At 70.9% G+C, this 18,757-nt stretch carries 12 protein-coding genes; 9 read left to right on the plus strand and 3 right to left on the minus strand.

Going from position 1 to position 18,757, the window contains the following annotated elements:
- The first annotated feature begins 19 nt into the window (after positions 1 to 19).
- The 6 genes from D9V41_RS12525 to D9V41_RS12555 all read left to right on the plus strand — a co-directional run bounded on the left by D9V41_RS12525 (position 20) and on the right by D9V41_RS12555 (position 13,521).
- Positions 20 to 535, plus strand: a complete 516-nt coding sequence (locus tag D9V41_RS12525; protein ID WP_121794920.1) for a hypothetical protein — start codon at positions 20 to 22, stop codon at positions 533 to 535.
- Positions 536 to 667: 132 nt separating this feature from the next.
- Positions 668 to 2,698 carry a PhoX family protein gene (locus D9V41_RS12530; protein WP_121794986.1) on the plus strand — a complete coding sequence of 677 codons (2,031 nt, stop codon included), beginning with the start codon at positions 668 to 670 and terminating at the stop codon, positions 2,696 to 2,698.
- 95 nt (positions 2,699 to 2,793) lie between these two features.
- Complete coding sequence (locus D9V41_RS12535; protein ID WP_243697261.1) at positions 2,794 to 11,850, plus strand: type I polyketide synthase; 9,057 nt, start codon at positions 2,794 to 2,796, stop codon at positions 11,848 to 11,850.
- Between the two features lie 6 nt (positions 11,851 to 11,856).
- Positions 11,857 to 12,267: a holo-ACP synthase AcpS gene (gene acpS, locus D9V41_RS12540; RefSeq protein ID WP_121794922.1), complete on the plus strand. Its 411-nt coding sequence runs from the start codon at positions 11,857 to 11,859 to the stop codon at positions 12,265 to 12,267.
- 144 nt (positions 12,268 to 12,411) lie between these two features.
- Positions 12,412 to 12,897: a hypothetical protein gene (locus tag D9V41_RS12545; protein WP_121794923.1), complete on the plus strand. Its 486-nt coding sequence runs from the start codon at positions 12,412 to 12,414 to the stop codon at positions 12,895 to 12,897.
- 219 nt (positions 12,898 to 13,116) lie between these two features.
- Positions 13,117 to 13,521 carry a hypothetical protein gene (locus D9V41_RS12555; protein WP_121794925.1) on the plus strand — a complete coding sequence of 135 codons (405 nt, stop codon included), beginning with the start codon at positions 13,117 to 13,119 and terminating at the stop codon, positions 13,519 to 13,521.
- A gap of 4 nt (positions 13,522 to 13,525) precedes the next feature.
- Here D9V41_RS12555 and D9V41_RS12560 read toward each other — a convergent pair whose 3' ends face one another.
- The 3 genes from D9V41_RS12560 to fabG all read right to left on the minus strand — a co-directional run bounded on the left by D9V41_RS12560 (position 13,526) and on the right by fabG (position 16,089).
- Positions 13,526 to 14,152, minus strand: a complete 627-nt coding sequence (locus D9V41_RS12560) for a TetR/AcrR family transcriptional regulator (RefSeq protein WP_208006850.1) — start codon at positions 14,150 to 14,152, stop codon at positions 13,526 to 13,528.
- Positions 14,153 to 14,306: 154 nt separating this feature from the next.
- Positions 14,307 to 15,332 (minus strand): phosphotransferase family protein, encoded by a 1,026-nt coding sequence (locus D9V41_RS12565; RefSeq protein ID WP_121794926.1) that lies wholly within the window; start codon positions 15,330 to 15,332, stop codon positions 14,307 to 14,309.
- A 1-nt stretch (position 15,333) separates the two neighbouring features.
- Positions 15,334 to 16,089, minus strand: a complete 756-nt coding sequence (fabG, locus tag D9V41_RS12570; protein WP_121794927.1) for a 3-oxoacyl-ACP reductase FabG — start codon at positions 16,087 to 16,089, stop codon at positions 15,334 to 15,336.
- 180 nt (positions 16,090 to 16,269) lie between these two features.
- Between fabG and D9V41_RS12575 the strand changes: the two genes are divergently transcribed.
- From D9V41_RS12575 to D9V41_RS12585, 3 genes are read left to right on the plus strand one after another with little or no spacing between them, the layout of a single operon-like run.
- On the plus strand, positions 16,270 to 17,754 hold the full coding sequence (locus tag D9V41_RS12575) for an acyl-CoA carboxylase subunit beta (RefSeq protein WP_208006851.1): 1,485 nt from the start codon (positions 16,270 to 16,272) through the stop codon (positions 17,752 to 17,754).
- The gene (locus tag D9V41_RS12580; RefSeq protein ID WP_121794928.1) at positions 17,751 to 17,978 is read left to right on the plus strand and encodes a biotin/lipoyl-binding carrier protein; all 228 of its coding nucleotides are present in this window, start codon (positions 17,751 to 17,753) and stop codon (positions 17,976 to 17,978) included. Before D9V41_RS12575 ends, D9V41_RS12580 begins: the two co-directional genes overlap by 4 nt.
- A 24-nt stretch (positions 17,979 to 18,002) precedes the next feature.
- The gene (locus D9V41_RS12585) at positions 18,003 to 18,719 is read left to right on the plus strand and encodes an acyl-[acyl-carrier-protein] thioesterase (protein ID WP_166376031.1); all 717 of its coding nucleotides are present in this window, start codon (positions 18,003 to 18,005) and stop codon (positions 18,717 to 18,719) included.
- Positions 18,720 to 18,757 lie beyond the last annotated feature (38 nt).

The following is an 18,757-nucleotide window of genomic DNA, read 5'->3' on the forward strand; positions in this document are numbered from 1 at the left end:
AGTTCGCAAGGCAATCCGGGTGCTGCCCGCGCTGGCATTGGCGTTCAGCATTCCGGGATGCGGCGCGGACTACCCGGCAGAGCTCCTCGGGTCCATCGCCTTGCAGGCGAATGAGGATGGCTCGTTCACTGCGGTGGTGGTCGTCTGTCGGGGTCAGGTCGATGAGATCGAGGTTTCGAAGATCGACCCCACCGACCCGGACGATCGAACTCGTAGCACGGATGGGGGAACGTGGCAGCGGCGCGATGAGCGGCTCTCGCGCGGAGTTCACGAGCTGCCTCTCGGCGATCCAGGCCCGGAGTGGGTGGTGCGAACTCCGCCGAACCTCGACGACCCGACCAAGCTCTATGTGTTCCGCGGCTCGGGCCAGCTCGAGGACAAGGGCACGCGGGTCACCCGCCAGACAGCACTGACAGGGGAGGCGATCGCTCGGCTGCAGCCCGGCCACGTGCTCTTCAACGACGACCAGCTCCTCACGCGAGAGGAGTTCGACAACTACTGTAGTTCCCCGCCTCGGCCCCTACTCCCCCAATGAGCGGGCCCCCGCACGCGCTCAGCGAGGGGGCGGTACCAGCTTTCGTCGCGTGCGCAGGTGCCTACTTACGCTTCACGGAGCGTTGCTTCGGCGTTCACCTGGGCGAGTGAGCGGCTGATTATGGTCGGCGGCATGGCTCGACAACTCCCTCTCGTCTCGCCCTGCTCCTCCGGCCGCCAGGCCCTCACCTGCCGCTACCGCTGCGGCGACGCGTGCGCCCACGATGCGCCCAACACCTCGGCGAACCCCTACTTCGGCGACCTCGTGCGCGAGCAGATGTCGCGCCGCGGCGTGCTGCGTGCGGGCGTCGTGCTGGGTGCCGCAGCAGCGGTGACGTCCGCGGTGGGCAGTGCTCCGGCGGCTGCCGCGACCACGCCTGCGTCGAAGGGCTCGTGGTCGCGCGGTGCGCGCGGCCTCGACTTCGAGCCCGTCGCCCCCAATACCCGGGACGCCGTGACCGTGCCGCGCGGGTTCGATCAGCAGGTCGTCATGGCCTGGGGCGACCCGCTGTTCCACGACGCGCCCGCCTTCGATCCGTGGCGGCAGACTGCAGCTGCGCAAGTGCGCCAGTTCGGCTACAACTGCGACTTCCTCGGACTCATGCCGTTGCGCGGCGGCGAGTACCTCATGGTCGTCAATCACGAGTACACCGACGAGCAGATCATGCACCCGGGTTACGACCCCGAGAACCCCACTCGCGAGCAGGTCGAGATCGGCTGGGCCGCACACGGACTGAGCGTCGTGGCCGTCGAGGCCCAGAGGCGCAGCGGCGCGCTCCGACCGATCGTCGGCCACGAACTCAACCGCCGATTCCACACCGGTACCTCGTTCGAACTCACCGGGCCCGTCGCCGGTCACCCCCTCGTGCGGACGACCGCCGATCCCGAGGGCCGCACCGTTCTCGGCACCTTGAACAACTGCGCCGGCGGTCTCACGCCATGGGGCACGTGGTTGACCGCCGAGGAGAACTTCAACCAGTACTTCGCCAACGCCGGCAGCGTGACGGGCCCGGTGGCTGCTGCACGTCTCGCCCGGTACGGGGTGTCGGGGACGGAGACCGATCGCAAGTGGGAGCGGTTCGACGACCGGTTCGACCTGGCGAAGGAACCCAACGAAGTCAATCGGTTCGGGTGGGTCGTCGAAGTCGACCCCTACGATCCAGCGTCGACGCCGAAGAAGCGCACCGCGCTCGGGCGCTTCAAGCACGAGGCCGCGCAGCCGCAATTGACCTCCGACGGCCGAGTCGCTGTGTACATGGGCGACGACGAGCGGTTCGATTACCTCTACAAGTTCGTGTCCGACGAGCGCATGCGCAAGGGCAATAGTCGTAAGGCCCGGGAGCACAACGCGCGGCTCCTCGACTCCGGCACGCTGTACGTCGCGCGCCTTTCGGGCGATTCGCCGGCCGAGGAGATCGACGGCAGCGGACGACTGCCGCGGGACGGGGCGTTCGGCGGCGCGGGCGAGTGGATTCCGCTGGTGAGCGGGACGACGTCCCACGTCCCCGGAATGACGGCCGAGGAAGTCCTGCTGTTCACGCGCATCGCTGCCGACCAGGTGGGCGCGACCAAGATGGACCGCCCTGAGGACGTCGAGCCCAGCCCGGTCACCGGGAAGGTCTACGTCGCGCTCACCAACAACAGCAACCGCGGGGCCGCGGGGGCCGCACCCGCGGACGAGGCGAATCCGCGCAACGCCAACAAGCACGGCCACGTCCTGGAACTGACCGAGCGACACGAGGACGCCGCGGCCACGCGGTTCTCCTGGAACCTGCTGCTCGTGTGCGGTGACCCCGCCAGCCCCGACACCTACTTCGGGGGCATGGACAAGCGCCAGGTCTCGCCCATCTCGTGCCCGGACAATCTCGCGTTCGATCCCTACGGGAACCTGTGGATCTCCACGGACGGCAATGCCCTCGGGTCGCACGACGGGCTCTTCGCGGTCGCACTGGAAGGGCGGCACCGCGGCCTGACCCGGCAGTTCCTCACCGTGCCTCGCGGTGCGGAGACGTGCGGTCCGCACATCGATCGCACGCGGGTGATGGTGTGCGTGCAGCATCCGGGCGAGGTCGACGGAGCGACGGCGGAGGCTCCCGGTTCGAGCTGGCCCGACGGCCCTGGCCGCATTCCACGACCGGGAGTGGTCAGCGTCTGGCGCCGCTGATTCGGGGGCGCATCGTCAGCTTGTGACGAAAAACATGAGAGAACCCTCAGATAAAAGATGAGGAAGTCCTCATGTTTGCCCGTAGGATGGTCGTCATGACGACGCTCGACCCCACCCCCATCGTCCCCGCCTCGCGTCCGGTCCAGACCGGCGCGCGCCTCATCGACGCGTTGCGCGACGGCGCGCCGTACGCCGTGGTCTTCGCCGGCCAGGGCGGTGAGTGGCTGCCCTCGCTGTCCGACCTCGTGCGCGATTTCGCGCTCGAGTCCGAACTCACGGCCGCGCTCGCCAACGCCGAGCGACTGGTCGATCCGGTCGCCGCCGAACTCGCGCGCGCCGGCGTCGAGTTCGCGCCGCTCGCTTGGGTGGACGCCCTCGCGGTGGGGGAGTCGGCCGAGGACGAGCAGGCGGCCGACGTCCCTTCGGCCGAGGCTCTCCACGAGCCGGCGGCCTCGGTGCCGGGCATCGTCCTGACTCAGATCGCCGGACTCGCAGCGCTGCGCCGGCAGGGTCTCGACCTCGATCAGGTGCCGCCGGTCGGTGTGGTGGGGCACTCGCAGGGGAAACTCTCCACGCGTCTGCTCGCCGGGTCGGACCCGGTCACCGTGCTGGCCATCGCCCGCCTCGTGGGTGCGGCGACGCAGATCGAGGGACGCCGCCGGGGGCTGCTCGGCCGCTCGATGCTCAGCGTCAGCCAGGTCGACCCCCAGCGCGTGCGGGCCATCGTCGACGAGCTCGACACCCGCGTCGTGTGCCGCATTCGCAACGCCCGTCGCGCCGTCGTCCTGTCGGGCCCGCAGGCGGATCTCGATCGCGTCGTCACCCGCCTCGAGGCCGTCGCCGCCGACGCGAAGGCCCTGCGCGACCGCAAGGTCACCGGCGGCACCCCGTTCTCGCCCGTGCTGGAGCCTCTGCCGGCGCGCGTCGCCTTCCATCACCCAGATCTCGGCGGCATCGTCGACCTCGTCGGCGAGTGGGCCGACCGCTGCGGCATCGATGCGTCCTTGGCGCGTGACCTCGCGCAGACCGCGATCGTCGACCCGGTGGACTGGGTGGACGAGCTGGAGTCGGTCCTCGATGCGGGTGCCCAGTGGATCCTCGATCTCGGACCGGCCGATCTCGCCTCGCGCCTCTCCGCCGCGGAGACCCGCCCCCGCGGCGCCGGCCTCGTCGCCACCACGACGCGGCGCGGCCACCGCGAACTGACGTCCGTGGGCGCCACCCCCGCGCGTCCCACCCCGTGGTCGGCGCACGCCCCACGCCTCGCCACCCTTCCGGACGGCTCGACCGTCGTCGAGACCGCCTTCACCCGACTGACCGGCAAGTCGCCCGTGCTGCTGGCCGGCATGACGCCGACGACGGTCGACGCCAGGATCGTCGCCGCCGCGGCCAACGCCGGCTTCTGGGCCGAGCTCGCCGGTGGCGGCCAGGTGACCGAGGACATCTTCAACGATCGGGTCGCCGAGCTCGACAAGCTCCTCGAGCCGGGCAGCACCTACCAGTTCAACTCGCTGTTCCTGGATCCCTACCTGTGGAAGCTCCAGTTGGGCCAGAAGCGCCTGGTGCAGCGCGCCCGCGCGGCCGGCGCTCCCATCGACGCGGTCATCGTGACCGCGGGCGTACCCGAGCTCGAGGAAGCCGTCGCGCTCGTCGAGGACCTCCGGTCCGCCGGGATCGCCCACGTCGTGTTCAAGCCCGGCACCGTCGCCCAGATCCGTCAGGTCCTCGCTATCGCGCGTGAGCTGGCTCCGATGCCGGTCATCGTGCAGATCGAGGGTGGACGCGCCGGCGGCCACCACTCGTGGGAGGACCTCGACGACCTCGTCCTCGCCACGTACGCCGACCTGCGCGCGGAGCGCAACGTCGTCGTGTGCGTCGGTGGCGGCATCGGCACCCCCGAGACCGCGGCCAGCTACCTCACCGGCGAGTGGTCGCGTCGTCACGGCTTCCCCGCGATGCCGCTCGACGGCGTCCTCGTGGGCACGGCCGCGATGGCCACGCTCGAGGCGACGACCGCGCCCGAGGTCAAGCAGCTGCTCGTCGAGACCCGCGGCACCTCCGGCTGGGTCGGCGCAGGGACCGCGGAGGGTGGCATGGCCTCCGGCCGCAGCCAGCTCGGTGCCGACATCCACGAGATCGACAACACCGCGTCGCGCACGGGCCGCCTCCTCGATGAGGTCGCCGGTGACGCGGAGGCGGTCGCGGCTCGCCGCGACGAGATCATCACGGCGATCAACAAGACGGCCAAGCCGTACTTCGGCGACGTCCGCACGATGACGTACGCCCAGTGGCTGCGCCGCTTCGTCGAGCTCTCGGGCACCGCCGTCGACGGTTCGCCGGCCTGGCTCGACGTCACGCTCCGGGACCGCTTCCACGCCATGATCCAGCGCGCCGAGGCGCGTCTCGCCCGCGAGGACCGCGGCCGCATTCCCACGCTCTTCGATGCCCCCGGCGACGTCGAGGACGGTAGCGCAGCCATCTCCCGCTTGCTCCAGGCTCATCCGCACGCCGACGAGGTCGTCCTGCACCCCGCCGACGAGGCGTTCTTCGTCGAGCAGTGCAAGCGCCCGGGCAAGCCCGTGAACTTCGTGCCGGTCATCGACGCCGACGTGCGCCGCTGGTGGCGCTCGGACTCGCTGTGGCAGGCGCACGATGCTCGGTACAGCGCTGACGAGGTGTGCGTCATCCCCGGCACCGTCTCGGTCGCCGGCATCACCCGGGCCGACGAGCCCGTCGCCGAGCTGCTTCAGCGGTTCGAGGACGAGACCATCGATGCGCTGCTCGCGGCCGGTGCGGCGCCCCAGCGCGCTGAGGGACGCCGTCGCATCGAGGCCGGCGAGGCCGCCGACGCGCTCTCGCTCGTGCTCGCCGCTCCCGACGTGGTCTGGGCCGGTCGCACCGTCGGCAACCCGGTGCATCGTCTCGGTTCCGGCTGGGTCATCACGAGCCCGACGACCGCTGAGCACCCCGAGACCGGCGCCGAGCTCGTTGCCGGCGAGGGACTCGCCGAGTTGCGGGTCCCACTGTCGGACGGCGCTCACGTCGTGCTGCCGATCCGGGTCGGGGCTACCGTCGCCCGCGGCGGTGCGCCGGTCGTCGCGACCGACGACGCCGCCGCCGCGATGAGGACGATCGCCGCCGGGGCCGCCGGTGGCGAAGTGCCCGCGAGCGAGGGCGGCGTCGCCCGGTTCAGCGCGGCATGGCACCCGGACCTGCGCGCCGACCACGCCGCCGTCAGCGGCGCCTCGGTCGAGCCCTCGCGGCACCCGGCCCCGGACGTCCTCGTCGGGCTCGCCTGGCCCGCGGTCTTCGCGGTCATCTCCGAGGCGCGGACCGAGGGCGACGTCCCGGTCGTCGAGGGCATGCTCGACCTCGTTCACCTCGATCACTCGATCGCGCTCGGCGACCTGCCGGCTGAGGAGGCCGAGCTCTCGGTCGTGGCGCGCCTGCGTGCGGTGAGCGACACGTCCTACGGACGCGTCGTCACGGTCGACATCGACATCACCTCGGGCGACCGCGAGGTCGCCGCGCTCACCGAGCGGTTCGCGATCCGCGGACGCAGCACCACCGGTGACCTCGCCGATCCGGCGCGCGCCGGCGGGGTGCTCGGCGACGACGTCCGCGATACGCCGCGCAAAAAGCGGGCCGCGGGCCGGCTCACCGCCCCGCGCGATCTGCGGGCGTTCGCCGCCGTCACGGGCGACCACAACCCGATCCACACCAGCGTCGCGGCGGCCCGCCTCGCCGGCCTCGGCGCCCCGATCGTGCACGGCATGTGGACGTCGGCGGCGGCTCAGCAGCAGGTCGTCGCCCAGACCGGCCGTCGCGTCTCGGGTTGGACTACGCGCTTCATGGCCCCGGTGCGTCCGGGCGCCGACGTGGAGATCCGCGCGGACCGCATCGGCCTCGACGCCGGCGCCGAGGTCCTCGACGTGACGGTGCGCGCCGACGGCGAGGTCGTCATGTCCGCGACCGCTCGCCTCGACGCGCCGCGCACCGCCTACGCCTTCCCCGGGCAGGGCATCCAGAGCCCGGGCATGGGCATGGCCGGATACCAGCGGTCGAAGGCCGCGCGGGAGATCTGGGACCGCGCCGACGCGCACACGCGTGCGGCGCTCGGGTTCTCGATCCTCACGGTCGTGCGCGACAACCCGACCGAGCTCACCGCGAACGGCGTCACCCACCGCCACCCCGACGGCGTGCTCTACCTGACGCAGTTCACCCAGGTCGCCATGGCCGTTCTCGGTGCGGCGCAGATGGCTGAGCTCCGCGAGTCGGGTGCCTTCGTCGAAGGCGCCGTCCTCGCCGGGCACTCCGTCGGTGAGTACAACGCGCTCGCCGCGGTGTCGGGCGTCATCCCGCTCGAGGCCGTCGTGGAGGTCGTGTTCCAGCGCGGCTCCGTCATGCACACGCTCGTGCCGCGTGACGCCCAGGGCCGCAGCAACTACCGTCTCGCGGCCATCCGTCCCTCGCAGATCGGCCTGGCCGACGACGAGGTCACGGCCTACGTCGAGGGCATCGCCGAGCGTTCGGGCGAGTTCCTGCAGATCGTCAACTACAACCTGCGCGGTTCGCAGTACGCGATCGCCGGCACCGTCGCCGGCCTCGAAGAGCTGGAGCGCGACATCGCCCGCCGACGCGAGGAGTTCGGCGGCAAGGCCGCGTTCATCCTGGTGCCCGGCATCGACGTGCCGTTCCACTCGCGCGTGCTGCACGGCGGTGTCCCGGACTTCCGCGACCGCCTCGACGAGCTGCTGCCCGGCGACATCGATCCGCGGATCCTCACCGGTCGGTACATCCCGAATCTCGTGCCGCGCCCGTTCAGCCTGGACCGCGAGTTCATCACCGAGATCGCCGACCTCGTCGACTCGGCCCCGCTCCGCGAGGTGCTGGCCGACTTCGAGGCGTGGGCCGCGCAGCCGGGCGTCCTCTGCCGTCGGGTGCTCATCGAGCTGCTCGCCTGGCAGTTCGCGAGCCCCGTGCGCTGGATCGAGACCCAGGACCTGATGTTCACCCCGGTCGAGCAGGGCGGACTGGGCGTCGAGCGCTTCATCGAGATCGGCGTCGGCTCGGCCCCCACGGTGGCCAACCTCGCCGCGTCCACGCTGAAGCTCCCCGAGACGTCCTACGGGCGGGTCGAGGTGGCCAACATCGAGCGTGACTCCGCGGTGGTCTTCGGCACCGACGAGGATCAGCCCGAGGTCGCCGAGGACGAGGTGACCGACGCGCCGCAGGCCGAGTCCGCTCCCGCCGCTGCCCCTGCGGCCCCGGCTCCGGCCGCCCCGGCGAGCACCGGTGGCCCGCGTCCGGCGGATCTGACGTTCGACGCCGCCGACGCCACCCGGGTCCTCGTGGCCTGGTGGACCAAGCTGCGCCTCGACCAGATCGGTGCGGCCGACTCCATCGAGTCGCTGTGCGACGGCGCGTCGAGCCGCCGCAACCAATTGCTCGTCGACCTCGGTGCCGAGCTCTCGCTGGGAGCGATCGACGGTGCGGCCGACGCCGACCTCGTGACGCTCGGTCAGCAGGTGACCGGGCTCGCCCGCGGCTACTCCGCGTTCGGTCCGGTGCTCAGCGACACGATCGCCGAGCACCTCAAGAAGGTCCTCGGCCCGACGGGCAAGAAGCCGGCCGCGATCACCGAGCGGGTGACCGGAACCTGGCAGCTCGGTCCCGGCTGGGCCTCGCACGTGCTCGCGGAGTTCGCGATGGCGACGCGCGAGGGCGCGAGCGTCCGCGGCGGCGACTTCGGCTCCTTCGGCGCACTGGCGTCCGGCGCCGACGTCGACGCAGCCGTCGACGCGAGCGTGCAGGCCGTCGCGGCCCGTCACGGCGTGAGTGTGGACCTCCCCGCTTCCGGCGGTGACGGTGGCGCGACGATCGACGCCGCGGCGCTCGGCGAGTTCACCGAGCAAATCACCGGCCGTGACGGCGTGCTGGCCAAGGCCGCGCGGCTCGTGCTGGACGAACTCGGACTGGCCGACATGCCGGCCGAGGTCGAGACGGACGAGCAGGCGGCGCAGGTCCTCGCCCGGGTCGAGGCCGAACTCGGCTCCGACTGGGTCAAGGCGACGGCCCCGGCGTTCGACGCCGATCGCGCCTTCGTCCTCGACGACCGCTGGGCGAGCGCCCGCGAGGACCTCGCGCGCATCGCGCACGGCACCGAGGTCACCGGCAGCTTCGTGGGCACCGGCCCGGCCGTCGCCCGTCAGGCGCGTTGGTGGGCCGAGCGGGCGGGCAACGCGCTCGCTCCGCGCTTCGCCGAGATCGCCGAGGCTGCCGAGGACACCACGCCGGGTCGGTACGCCGACGAGGTCGCCGTCGTGACCGGCGCGAGCCGCGGTTCGATCGCCGCCTCGGTCGTGGGCGGCCTGCTCGCCGAGGGCGCCACCGTCATCGCGACGACCTCGCGCATCGACGGCAGCAAGCTCGCGTTCTTCAAGCAGCTCTACCGCGAGCATGCCCGGGCAGGGGCGGCACTGTGGGTCGTCCCGGCCAACATGGCGTCCTTCGCCGACATCGACGCGCTCGCCGCGTGGATCGGCTCGGAGCAGACGCGGACGGCGGCGGGGGTCACCACGGTGACCAAGCCGGCGCTGACGCCGACGATCCTCTTCCCGTTCGCTGCCGGCCGGGTGATGGGCGACACCACCGACGCCGGACCGCGTGCCGAGCTCGAGATGCGCGTCCTGCTGTGGTCGGTCGAGCGCCTCATCGGCGTCCTGTCCGAGCACGTCCAGGACCGTGATCTCACGCGTCGCCTCCACGTCGTGCTTCCCGGTTCGCCGAACCGCGGCATGTTCGGCGGCGACGGCGCCTACGCGGAGGCCAAGTCCGCGCTCGACGCGCTCGTCGCCAAGTGGCGCTCCGAGCGTTCGTGGTCCGGTCGGGTCACGCTGGCGCACGCGATCATCGGCTGGGTGCGCGGCACCGGGCTCATGGGTGGCAACGACCCGATGGTCGAGGCCGTCGAGGCTCGCGGTGTCCGGACGTGGTCGACCGAGGAGATGGCCGAGGCGCTGCTGACGCAGGGCGTCGACCAGGCCCGGACGACCGCCGAGATCGCTCCGGTCCAGGTCGACCTGACCGGCGGCCTCGGCGACGTGGACCTGGACCTGGCTGCGCTCGCGGCGGGTCTCGATACACCTGCTCGTTCCTCGCAGGCACTCGACCACCAGCAGAACGAGGCCACCATCCCCGCGCTTCCGGCCTCCCCGGCGCAACTCGACCGGGTCGAGACGCCCGCCTGGGGCGAGGTCACGACGTCGCTCGACGACATGGTCGTCATCGTCGGCGCCGGCGAGCTCGGGCCGTACGGGTCGGCGCGCACGCGCTTCGAGGCCGAGGTCAGCGACCGCCTGTCGGCCGCCGGCGTGCTGGAACTCGCGTGGACCACCGGGCTCGTGCAGTGGGACGAGGTCAACCGCGGCTGGTACGACGCCGAGAGCGGCGAGCCGGTGGCCGAGGAGGACCTGGCCGACCGCTACGAGGACGCCGTCCGCGAGCGGGTCGGCATCCGCCGCTACGGCGACGACGGTTCGATGGTCGACAACGCGGCACCGCTGCTGACGTCGGTCTACCTCGAGGAGGACCTGACGTTCACGGTCTCCGGCGAGGCCGAGGCGCGGGCCATGCACGAGGCCGACCCCGAGCGGACGGTCATCGCGCAGACGGCCGACGGCGACTGGACGGTGACCCGCAAGGCGGGCACCGAGATCCGGGTGCCGCGGAAGATGAAGCTGACGCGCACGGTCGGCGGGCAGATCCCGACCGGTTTCGACCCGACGGTGTGGGGTGTCCCGGCCGAGATGGTCGAGTCCGTGGACCGGGTGGCGCTGTGGAACCTCGTCTGCACCGTGGACGCGTTCCTGTCCAGCGGCTTCACGCCGGCGGAGCTCCTGCGCTGGGTGCACCCGACGCAGGTCGCCAACACGCAGGGCACCGGCATGGGCGGCATGAGCTCGATGCACTCGCTGTACATCGACACGCTGCTCGGTGAGGCGAAGGCGAACGACATCCTGCAGGAGGCGTTGCCCAACGTCATCGCCGCGCACGTCGTGCAGTCCTACGTCGGCAGCTACGGCGCGATGATCCATCCGGTCGCGGCCTGCGCGACCACGGCGGTCTCCGTCGAGGAAGGCGCGGACAAGATCCGGCTCGGCAAGGCCGAGTTCGTCGTGGCCGGCGGCTTCGACGACCTCTCGGTCGAGGGCATCGTCGGGTTCGGCGACATGTCGGCCACGGCGGACTCCGGCGTCATGGCGGCCAAGGGTCTGCAGGACCGGTACTTCAGCCGGGCCAACGACCGCCGCTACGGCGGATTCGTGGAGTCGCAGGGCGGCGGCACGATCCTGCTCGCCCGCGGCTCGCTGGCTGCGGAGGCGGGGCTGCCGGTCCTCGGTGTGCTCGCCTACGCCAGCTCGTTCGCCGACGGCGTGCACACCTCGATCCCGGCTCCGGGCCTCGGCGCACTGGCGGCAGGACGCGGTGGTCGCGAGTCCCAGCTCGCCCGGGCGCTCAACGGCCTCGGCGTAGGCGCCGACGACATCGCCGTGCTCAGCAAGCACGACACGTCGACGGGCGTCAACGAGCGCAACGAGTCCGAGCTGCACGAGCGGCTCGCCAGCGCGCTGGGCCGCGACGAGGGCAACCCGCTCTACGTCATCAGCCAGAAGACGTTGACGGGGCACTCCAAGGGTGGTGCTGCGGCGTTCCAGCTCATCGGCCTGTGCCAGGTGCTGTCCGGTGGCGTCGTGCCGCCGAACCGCAGCCTCGACTGCGTCATGGACGACCTCGGCGAGTACGAACGTCTCGTCTGGCTGCGCGAGCCGCTGCGGACCGGCCCGCTCAAGGCGGGCCTCGTGACGAGCCTCGGCTTCGGTCACGTCGCGGGTCTGCTCGCGGTCGTGCACCCGCAGGCGTTCGTCGAGGCCCTGCCGACCGAGCAGCGTGAGGCGTACCTCGCGCGGGCCGAGCAGCGACAGATCGACGGCCGGATGCGATTGGTCGAGGCGATGTACGGCGGGGAGAGCATGTACCGCCGTCCCGCCGGCCGACGTCTGGGCGACGCGGGCGCGCGTGAGCGCGAGGCCGCGATGTTGATCGACCCGGAGGCGCGACTCGGCGCCGACGGTGTCTACCGGTGCCAGTGATGCGCGATGGGGGTCGTCGTCGGCACCGGGGTGGACCTCGTCCACGTCCCCGGATTCGCTGAGCAACTTCAGCGACCGGGGGCCTGGATCGACCGGGTGTTCACACCCGGCGAGCGGCGTGATGCTCGCAGAAGCGGGCGTCACGCCGCCGAGGTCGCGTCCTTCGCGGCCCGGTGGGCCGCCAAGGAGGCGTTCGTCAAGGCGTGGTCGGAATCGTTGTGGGGGAGCGCTCCGCTCCTGGGCGAGGAGATCCACCACCTGATCGAGGTCGTCACTGACGCGTGGGGCCGGCCGCGGCTCGTCCTGCACGGGGAGGTGGCCGAGGCGCTCGGCGATGACGTCGAGGTCTTCGTGTCCCTCACTCACGACGGGGACTACGCGCTCGCACAGGTCACCCTGTCCCGGGCGGTGAGCTAGCCCGCACCTCGGCACCGGGCGGTGAGCTAGCACGCACTTCAGCGCCGGATCTGCGTGCTCACGCACCGCCGGATGACATCTGTCATGTGAAGTGCTGACGCCGCGGCACTGCTCACGGGCGCTCCCGCCCGCGAGGCTGGAGCCATGAACGACGCAGTGACGTGGCTCGAAGTCCTCCTCGACGACATCCATCCTGCGGTGCAGTTCCTCGCCGTCGGCGTGATCGCCGTCGTTCCGTTTCTCGAGAGCTACGTCGGTGCGATGGTCGGCACGATGGCGGGACTGCCGGTCCCGCTGGCCCTGGGCGCGGCGATCGTCGGGAATGTGCTGGCACTGCTGGTCGCGGTGCAACTCGGCAGCCGGCTCTCCGCGCGCCTGGCCGGCACGCGCTCGGAGCAGCGGGCCGAGCGGCACCAGAAGATCGTCGACCGCGTGGAGCGGTGGGGCGTGCCCGTCGCGAGCCTCGTCGGTCCGGTCGTCATGGCCATCTCGGTGACCGCTTTCGTCATGGCAGCCATGGGGCTCGACCGGCGCCAGGTCGTCGTGTGGCAGACCGTTTCGATCGTCGCCTGGGGAGCGCTGTTCGCTACCTTCGGTGCCGGGATCTTCGCGATGCTCGGGAGGGCCTGATGTCCGACGCGTCCGGCGACGACCCCTTCCCGGTTCCGCCCGGCGACTCGGCGTCGCGCGCGGCCGCCGAGCGGATCAGCGCCCTCTCGCGGCTGTGGTCCGAGGCGGAGCCGCGACGAGACCGATTCGGACGTTCATCCGAATCGCGCCGAAGCGATTGCCGACGCAGTACCGCCCGTGATGAGGTCGACGAAAGGCGCGAGCAGTAGGAGAGAGGCAGTGGACCGGCGTGCATGGTGGAGAGCGGGCGCCGCGTGGGCGTGCGCTGCCGCCGTCGTCGCCGCCCTGGCCTGGGAAGCTCACTCGTCGTCACCGGGTCTCCCGTTCGGTGCGTTGGCGGCCGACGTCTACTCCGATGAGCTTGACGGCTGTCGTGAGGTAGTCAAACGGGTCGAACGGGGGCGTTTGAGCGCGCCGGAGGCCGAGGACGTCGAGTCCGACCGCCAGTATGCGGCGCAGTTGCTCGACGCGGACCGAAACATCCGGGGTTTCGGCGTTTCAACCTGTGGCGACGTCCGCGTCGTGTCGATCGGTGTGGCCTCCTACAGGGTGTCGGTACCGGCCGTCCTGCCCCGGGGCACCGCGGTGGTGGCCTACTACCAGCCCCCGATCTTCCTGTTCTGAGCCGTCAAGTGATGGTCTCTGGCTGGGAGGCCAGCAAGTAGGCGCTCAAAAGGCGCTTGAGCTCGATGATGGCCTCGGTGTGCTCCTGGCCGTCGCGGACGGAGAAGTTGAGCATCGAGTACGCGACGTACACCAGCACCTCGGCCATGATCTTGCGGCGTTCACGCGGAGTGCCGGGCGTCAGCGGGCCGAGGGCGTAGGCGACGTCGGTGGCGAGTTCGCGTTCGATGACGGCGGCGGTGGCGCGGGTGGCGGGCGTCGACTGCATGGCCATCCACACGGCGCGGCGCGAGGGATCTTCGAGCCAGAGCCGCGCCATGTGGTCGACGAGCCGGTTGAGCAGGCGCAGCCAGTCGAGCGTGGGTAACTCGCCGGTGAGCGCTGCGAGCTCTTCGCGGACGGCGACCGCGTTCTGCCGGTCCAGCTCGCACACGATGACGTACTTGTTCTGGAAGAACTGGTACAGCGTGCCGATGGGGAGGCCGGCGCGATGGGCGACCTCCTCGCAGGTGAAGGACTCGAAGCCGACCTCGAGCAGGAGTTCGCGCGAGACCTGCAGCAGATGGTCGAACTTGACCCGGCTGCGCTCCTGCGTCGGGCGCCGTCGAGGCTCGAGAATCTGGGCGGTCACGCCGCCAGCCTACCCAAGATCGGCGTAACCCCGGGTGACGTGCGGTGTCGTCCGCTTCGGCGAGTGGTGCAGATCCGTCCGCGAGTGGTGCAGATTCGCGACCGGACGAAGGTGCTGATCGCGAATCTGCACCACTCGCGGTGATGGCTGCGGGTCAGCGAGTGGTGGCGGCGAGGCCCGCGTCGATGAGCGGGAAGATCGAGTCGCCGATGCCCTCGAATCCCGAACCGAGGGTCTGGCCCTGGGTGTGACGGAAGTAGATGCCCTCGAGGATCACCGCGAGCTTGAAGTACCCCAGGCCGAGGTGGAAGCCCAGATCGCCGAGGTCGCGGCCGGACGCCTGACCGTAGCGCTCGATCGACTCCTCGACGGAGAGGTAACCCGGCGCCTTCGGCGCGTCGGTCACGGTGACCTGGGCCGCGTCGCCGGCCAGGGTCGCGAGGTTCTGGTACACGATCATCAACGCCACGTCGGTCAGCGGATCGCCGAGCGTGCTCATCTCCCAGTCGAGCACGGCGGTGATCTCGTCCCGCTCGTTCACCAGCGCGTTGTCCAGCCGGTAATCGCCGTGCACGATCGTGCCGTCACCGGACTGGGGGATGTCGCGTTCGAGCCGGGTGGCGAGCTCGTCGATCCCCGGCAGGTCACGACTGCGCGAGGCGTCGAGCTGCTTCTTCCAGCGCCGCACCTGTCGTTCCAGGTACCCGTCGGGCCGGCCGAAGTCGGCGAGCCCGACCGTGGCGTAGTCGACCGCGTGCAACGACGCGAGGGTGTCGATGAGGCGTTCGCTGATGGCGCGGGTGCGGTCGGCGCCGAGGGCCTCGAGCTGGGCGGCTCGCTGGTACGGCGTGCCGTCGACGCGCTCCATGACGTAGAACGGCGCGCCGATGACGTCGTCGTCCTGGCACAGCCCGTGAGTGGCCGGGACCGGGACGGCGGTGTCGGCCAGCGCGGTCATGACGCGATACTCGCGCGACATGTCATGCGCCGTCGCCAGCACGTGGCCGAGCGGCGGACGGCGCACGATCACCGAGCGCGCGCCGTCGGAGACCGTGTACGTCAGGTTGGACTTGCCACCCGTGATCAGTTCGGCGGACAGCGGCGCGGAGGTGTCGAGCACCCCCGGCTGCTGCGCGTCGAGCCAGCGGGCGAGCGCGTCGAGATCGAGGCCCTCGGTCACGTCAGTCCTTCGGTCCGCCGGCGACGTAGATGACCTGCCCGGAGACGAAGCCCGCACCCTCACTCACGAGGAACGACGCGGTGTGCGCGATGTCCTCGGGCTGACCGACCCGCTGCACGGGGATCTGCTCGGCGCTGAACTTGATGAAGTCGTCGAACGGGACGCCGATGCGCTCGGCGGTCGCGGCGGTCATATCCGTCTGGATGAAGCCCGGCGCGATGGCGTTGGCGGTGATCCCGAACTTGCCGAGCTCGATGGCGAGGGTCTTGGTGAAGCCCTGGATGCCGGCCTTGGCCGCGGAGTAGTTGGCCTGCCCGCGGTTGCCGAGCGCCGAGGTGCTCGAGAGGTTGACGATGCGGCCGTACTTCGCCTCGGTCATGTGCTTCTGGCATGCCTTGGTCATGAGGAAGGCGCCGCGCAGGTGCACGCCCATGACGGCGTCCCAGTCGTCGACGGTCATCTTGAACAGGAGGTTGTCGCGGATGATGCCGGCGTTGTTGATCAGCACGGTCGGTGCGCCGAGCTCCTCGGTGACTCGGGCGACGGCGGCCTCGACGCTCTCGGCGTCGGCGACGTTGGCGCCCACGGCGAGAGCCTGCCCGCCGGCGGAGGTGATCTGGTCGACGGTGCCGGCGCAGGCGGCCTCGTCGAGGTCGAGGACGGCGACCTTCATGCCGTCGGAGGCCAGCCGGGTAGCGACGCCGGCACCGATGCCGCGGGCGGCGCCGGTGACGATGGCAGTACGGGTCTCGGACACGGGGTATCCCTCTCCTGGATGGTGACAGTGTCTAAGCGCTTGCTTAGTTTGCACCCTAGCGTACGAGCGGCGCGCGGGGGAGGGGTGCGCGACATCACACGCGAATCCGGGAGCAAAGATGAGGAACTCCTCATGTTTGCCCTATAGTTGAGGAATCCCTCATGTTTTAGGAGTGACGCCGTGAGCGAAGTCGAGCAGCTGCCTGACCACCGCACCCGATTGGAAGACCGGCGGCAGGAGCGGTTCCGCCGCGTCGAGCCGCGCGGCAAGCGTGTCCATACCGCCCGCGAGCGCGTGGAGATGCTCGTCGACGCCGGCTCGTTCGTCGAGACGACACCGCTGCGCGCTGCCCATGGTGGCGGCAGCGGCGTGGTGACCGGATGGGGTCTCATCGACGGTCGTCCGGTCGTCATCGCCTCGCACGATGCCGCCGTCGCCTCCGGCGCGATCGGCGAGGTCATGGCCGACGCGATCATGGATGCGCAGCGCCTCGCCATCAGCCGCGGCTACCCCATCGTCTACATCAACGACTCCGGCGGCGCCCGCGTCCCCGACGGCATCCTGGCGCTGCACGGCTGCGGCGGCATCTTCGCGCTCAACGTCGAGGCGCAGCGCCGCATCCCGCAGCTCTCCCTCATCCTCGGCCCGTGCGCGGGCGCTGCCGCATACTCGCCGGCGCTCACCGACTGGACGATCATGGTCAAGGGCCAGGGGCACATGTTCCTCACCGGCCCCGACATCGTCAAGGCCGCGACCGGCGAGGACGCGACGGCCGACGAGATCGGCGGTTCGCGCCTGCACACCGAGACCAGCGGCGTCGCCCACCTCGAGGTGGAGTCCGAGCAGGAGGCCCTGGAGTCGGCGCGTCTGCTGCTGTCCTTCCTGCCGTCGCACGTCGGTGGCGAGCAGCGCATCGGCGATGCCGTTCCGGCGAATCCCCGCGCGGTGGAGGCCCTTCCCGGGCTCGTCCCCGAGAAGGCCTCGGTCGTCTTCGACATGAACCAGCTCATCGACGGCGTGCTCGACAACGGCGCGCGTCTCGAGCTCATGCCGCGCCACGCCGGCAGCATCCTCACGCTGTTCGGCCGCCTCGACGGTCGTCCCGTCGGCGTCGTGGCGAACCAGCCCGCCTGCCGCGGCGGCATCCTCGACGCCAAGAGCTCGGTCAAGCTCGCCCGCTTCGTCGAGTTCTGCGGACGGTTCGGAGTGCCGATCCTCACCTTCGTCGACGTTCCCGGCTTCCTGCCCGGCACCGTCGAGGAGGGCCGCGGCGTCATCACTCATGGCGCCAAGGTGCTCAAGGCCTACGTCGACGCCGCATCACCCAAGCTGACCGTCGTCGTGCGCAAGGCGTACGGAGGGGCCTACATCGCGATGGGCGCGAAGTCACTCGGCGCGGACATGACGTGGGCGTGGTCGAACGCCGAGATCGCGGTGATGGGGCCGGGCGGAGCCGTGGCCCTGCTGCACCGCCGCGCGCTCGCTGCGGCCGAGGAGCCCGCCGCGCTGCGCGACGAGCTTGCAGCTGAGTACCGCGAGAACGTGGCGCGTCCGTACGTGGCCGCCGAGGCGGGCATCGTCGACGACGTGATCTTCCCCGAGGAGACCCGCGGTCGCATGACCGACGCTCTGCGCATGCTGACCCACGGTGAGGGGCAGCGATGATGCACGCTCGCGCCGAGATCGTCGGTAACGTCTGGAAGATCGTCGCCCGCGAGGGCGATCCGGTCGCCGCCGGCGACGCCGTGGCGATCCTCGAGACGATGAAGATGGAGATCCCCGTCGTCGCGCCGACGGCAGGGCACGTCAGCCGCCTGCTGGTCAACGAGGGGCAGATCGTCCAGGAAGGCGATCCGATCGCCGAGATCGACGCTACGGTCGGCGCCTGACCGGGCTCTGACAAGATCGGGACCGTGAGTTCCGAGCATCGTCACGTCATCCCGCTGCGCTGGGCCGACCTGGATTCACTGAACCACGTCAACAACGTCGTGTACCTGCGGTACGCGGCGGAGGCGCGCGCCGCGCTCATCGAGCGCGGTCTGATGGACGACCGGCGCATCACGCGGATCGCCGTGGAGTTCGTGCGACCGATCCAGCTCGGGCCGCGACCGGTGATCGTGACCAGTCGGCTCGAGGGCGACGACGTGGTCCACGAGATCGGCATCGAGGGAAGCCCGCACCTCTACGCCCGGGTGACCTGGGGTCACGACGGGGTTGGACGCGTCGATCCGATCGAGGGCGTCGACAGCCTGCCGCTCACCCTGCGGCGGCTGGACCTCGACGAACGCGGGGTCGTCGACCCGGTGCAGATCTGCGAGCTGCTCCAGGAGAGCCGCATCCCCTTCATGTCGTCGTTGTTCGACGAGGGTGAGCGGGGGACCGTGGTACTCGCGCACCTCGACGTACGCCTGCATGCGGCGATCGCGTGGCGGTCCGAGCCTGTGGAGTCGCGCGTGTGGGTCGACCGGGTCGGTGGTTCGTCGTACACGATCGCGGCGCAGCTGTGCGTCGACGGCCGAGCCGCCGTGTCGTCGGACGCCGTGCTGGTGGGCTTCGACGCGTCCACGCAGCGCTCGAGAGCCATGACCGACCCCGAGCGCGCCGCCCTCGTCCGAGGCATGCGCAGCTGACGCTGGGTGAAAGTGGTCTCGATACGGCCCTCGTTCCT

The sequence above is a fragment of the Aeromicrobium phragmitis genome (assembly GCF_003674095.1).
In the GTDB taxonomy this organism is placed as follows: Bacteria; Actinomycetota; Actinomycetes; order Propionibacteriales; family Nocardioidaceae; genus Aeromicrobium; species Aeromicrobium phragmitis.

Bases quoted from the DNA above. Each gene is read 5' to 3' on its own strand.
- D9V41_RS12530 (WP_121794986.1), top strand. From the start codon at position 668: ATGGCTCGACAACTCCCTCTCGTCTCGCCCTGCTCCTCCGGCCGCCAG.
- D9V41_RS12535 (WP_243697261.1), top strand. From the start codon at position 2,794: ATGACGACGCTCGACCCCACCCCCATCGTCCCCGCCTCGCGTCCGGTC.
- acpS (WP_121794922.1), top strand. From the start codon at position 11,857: ATGGGGGTCGTCGTCGGCACCGGGGTGGACCTCGTCCACGTCCCCGGA.
- D9V41_RS12545 (WP_121794923.1), top strand. From the start codon at position 12,412: ATGAACGACGCAGTGACGTGGCTCGAAGTCCTCCTCGACGACATCCAT.
- D9V41_RS12580 (WP_121794928.1), top strand. From the start codon at position 17,751: ATGATGCACGCTCGCGCCGAGATCGTCGGTAACGTCTGGAAGATCGTC.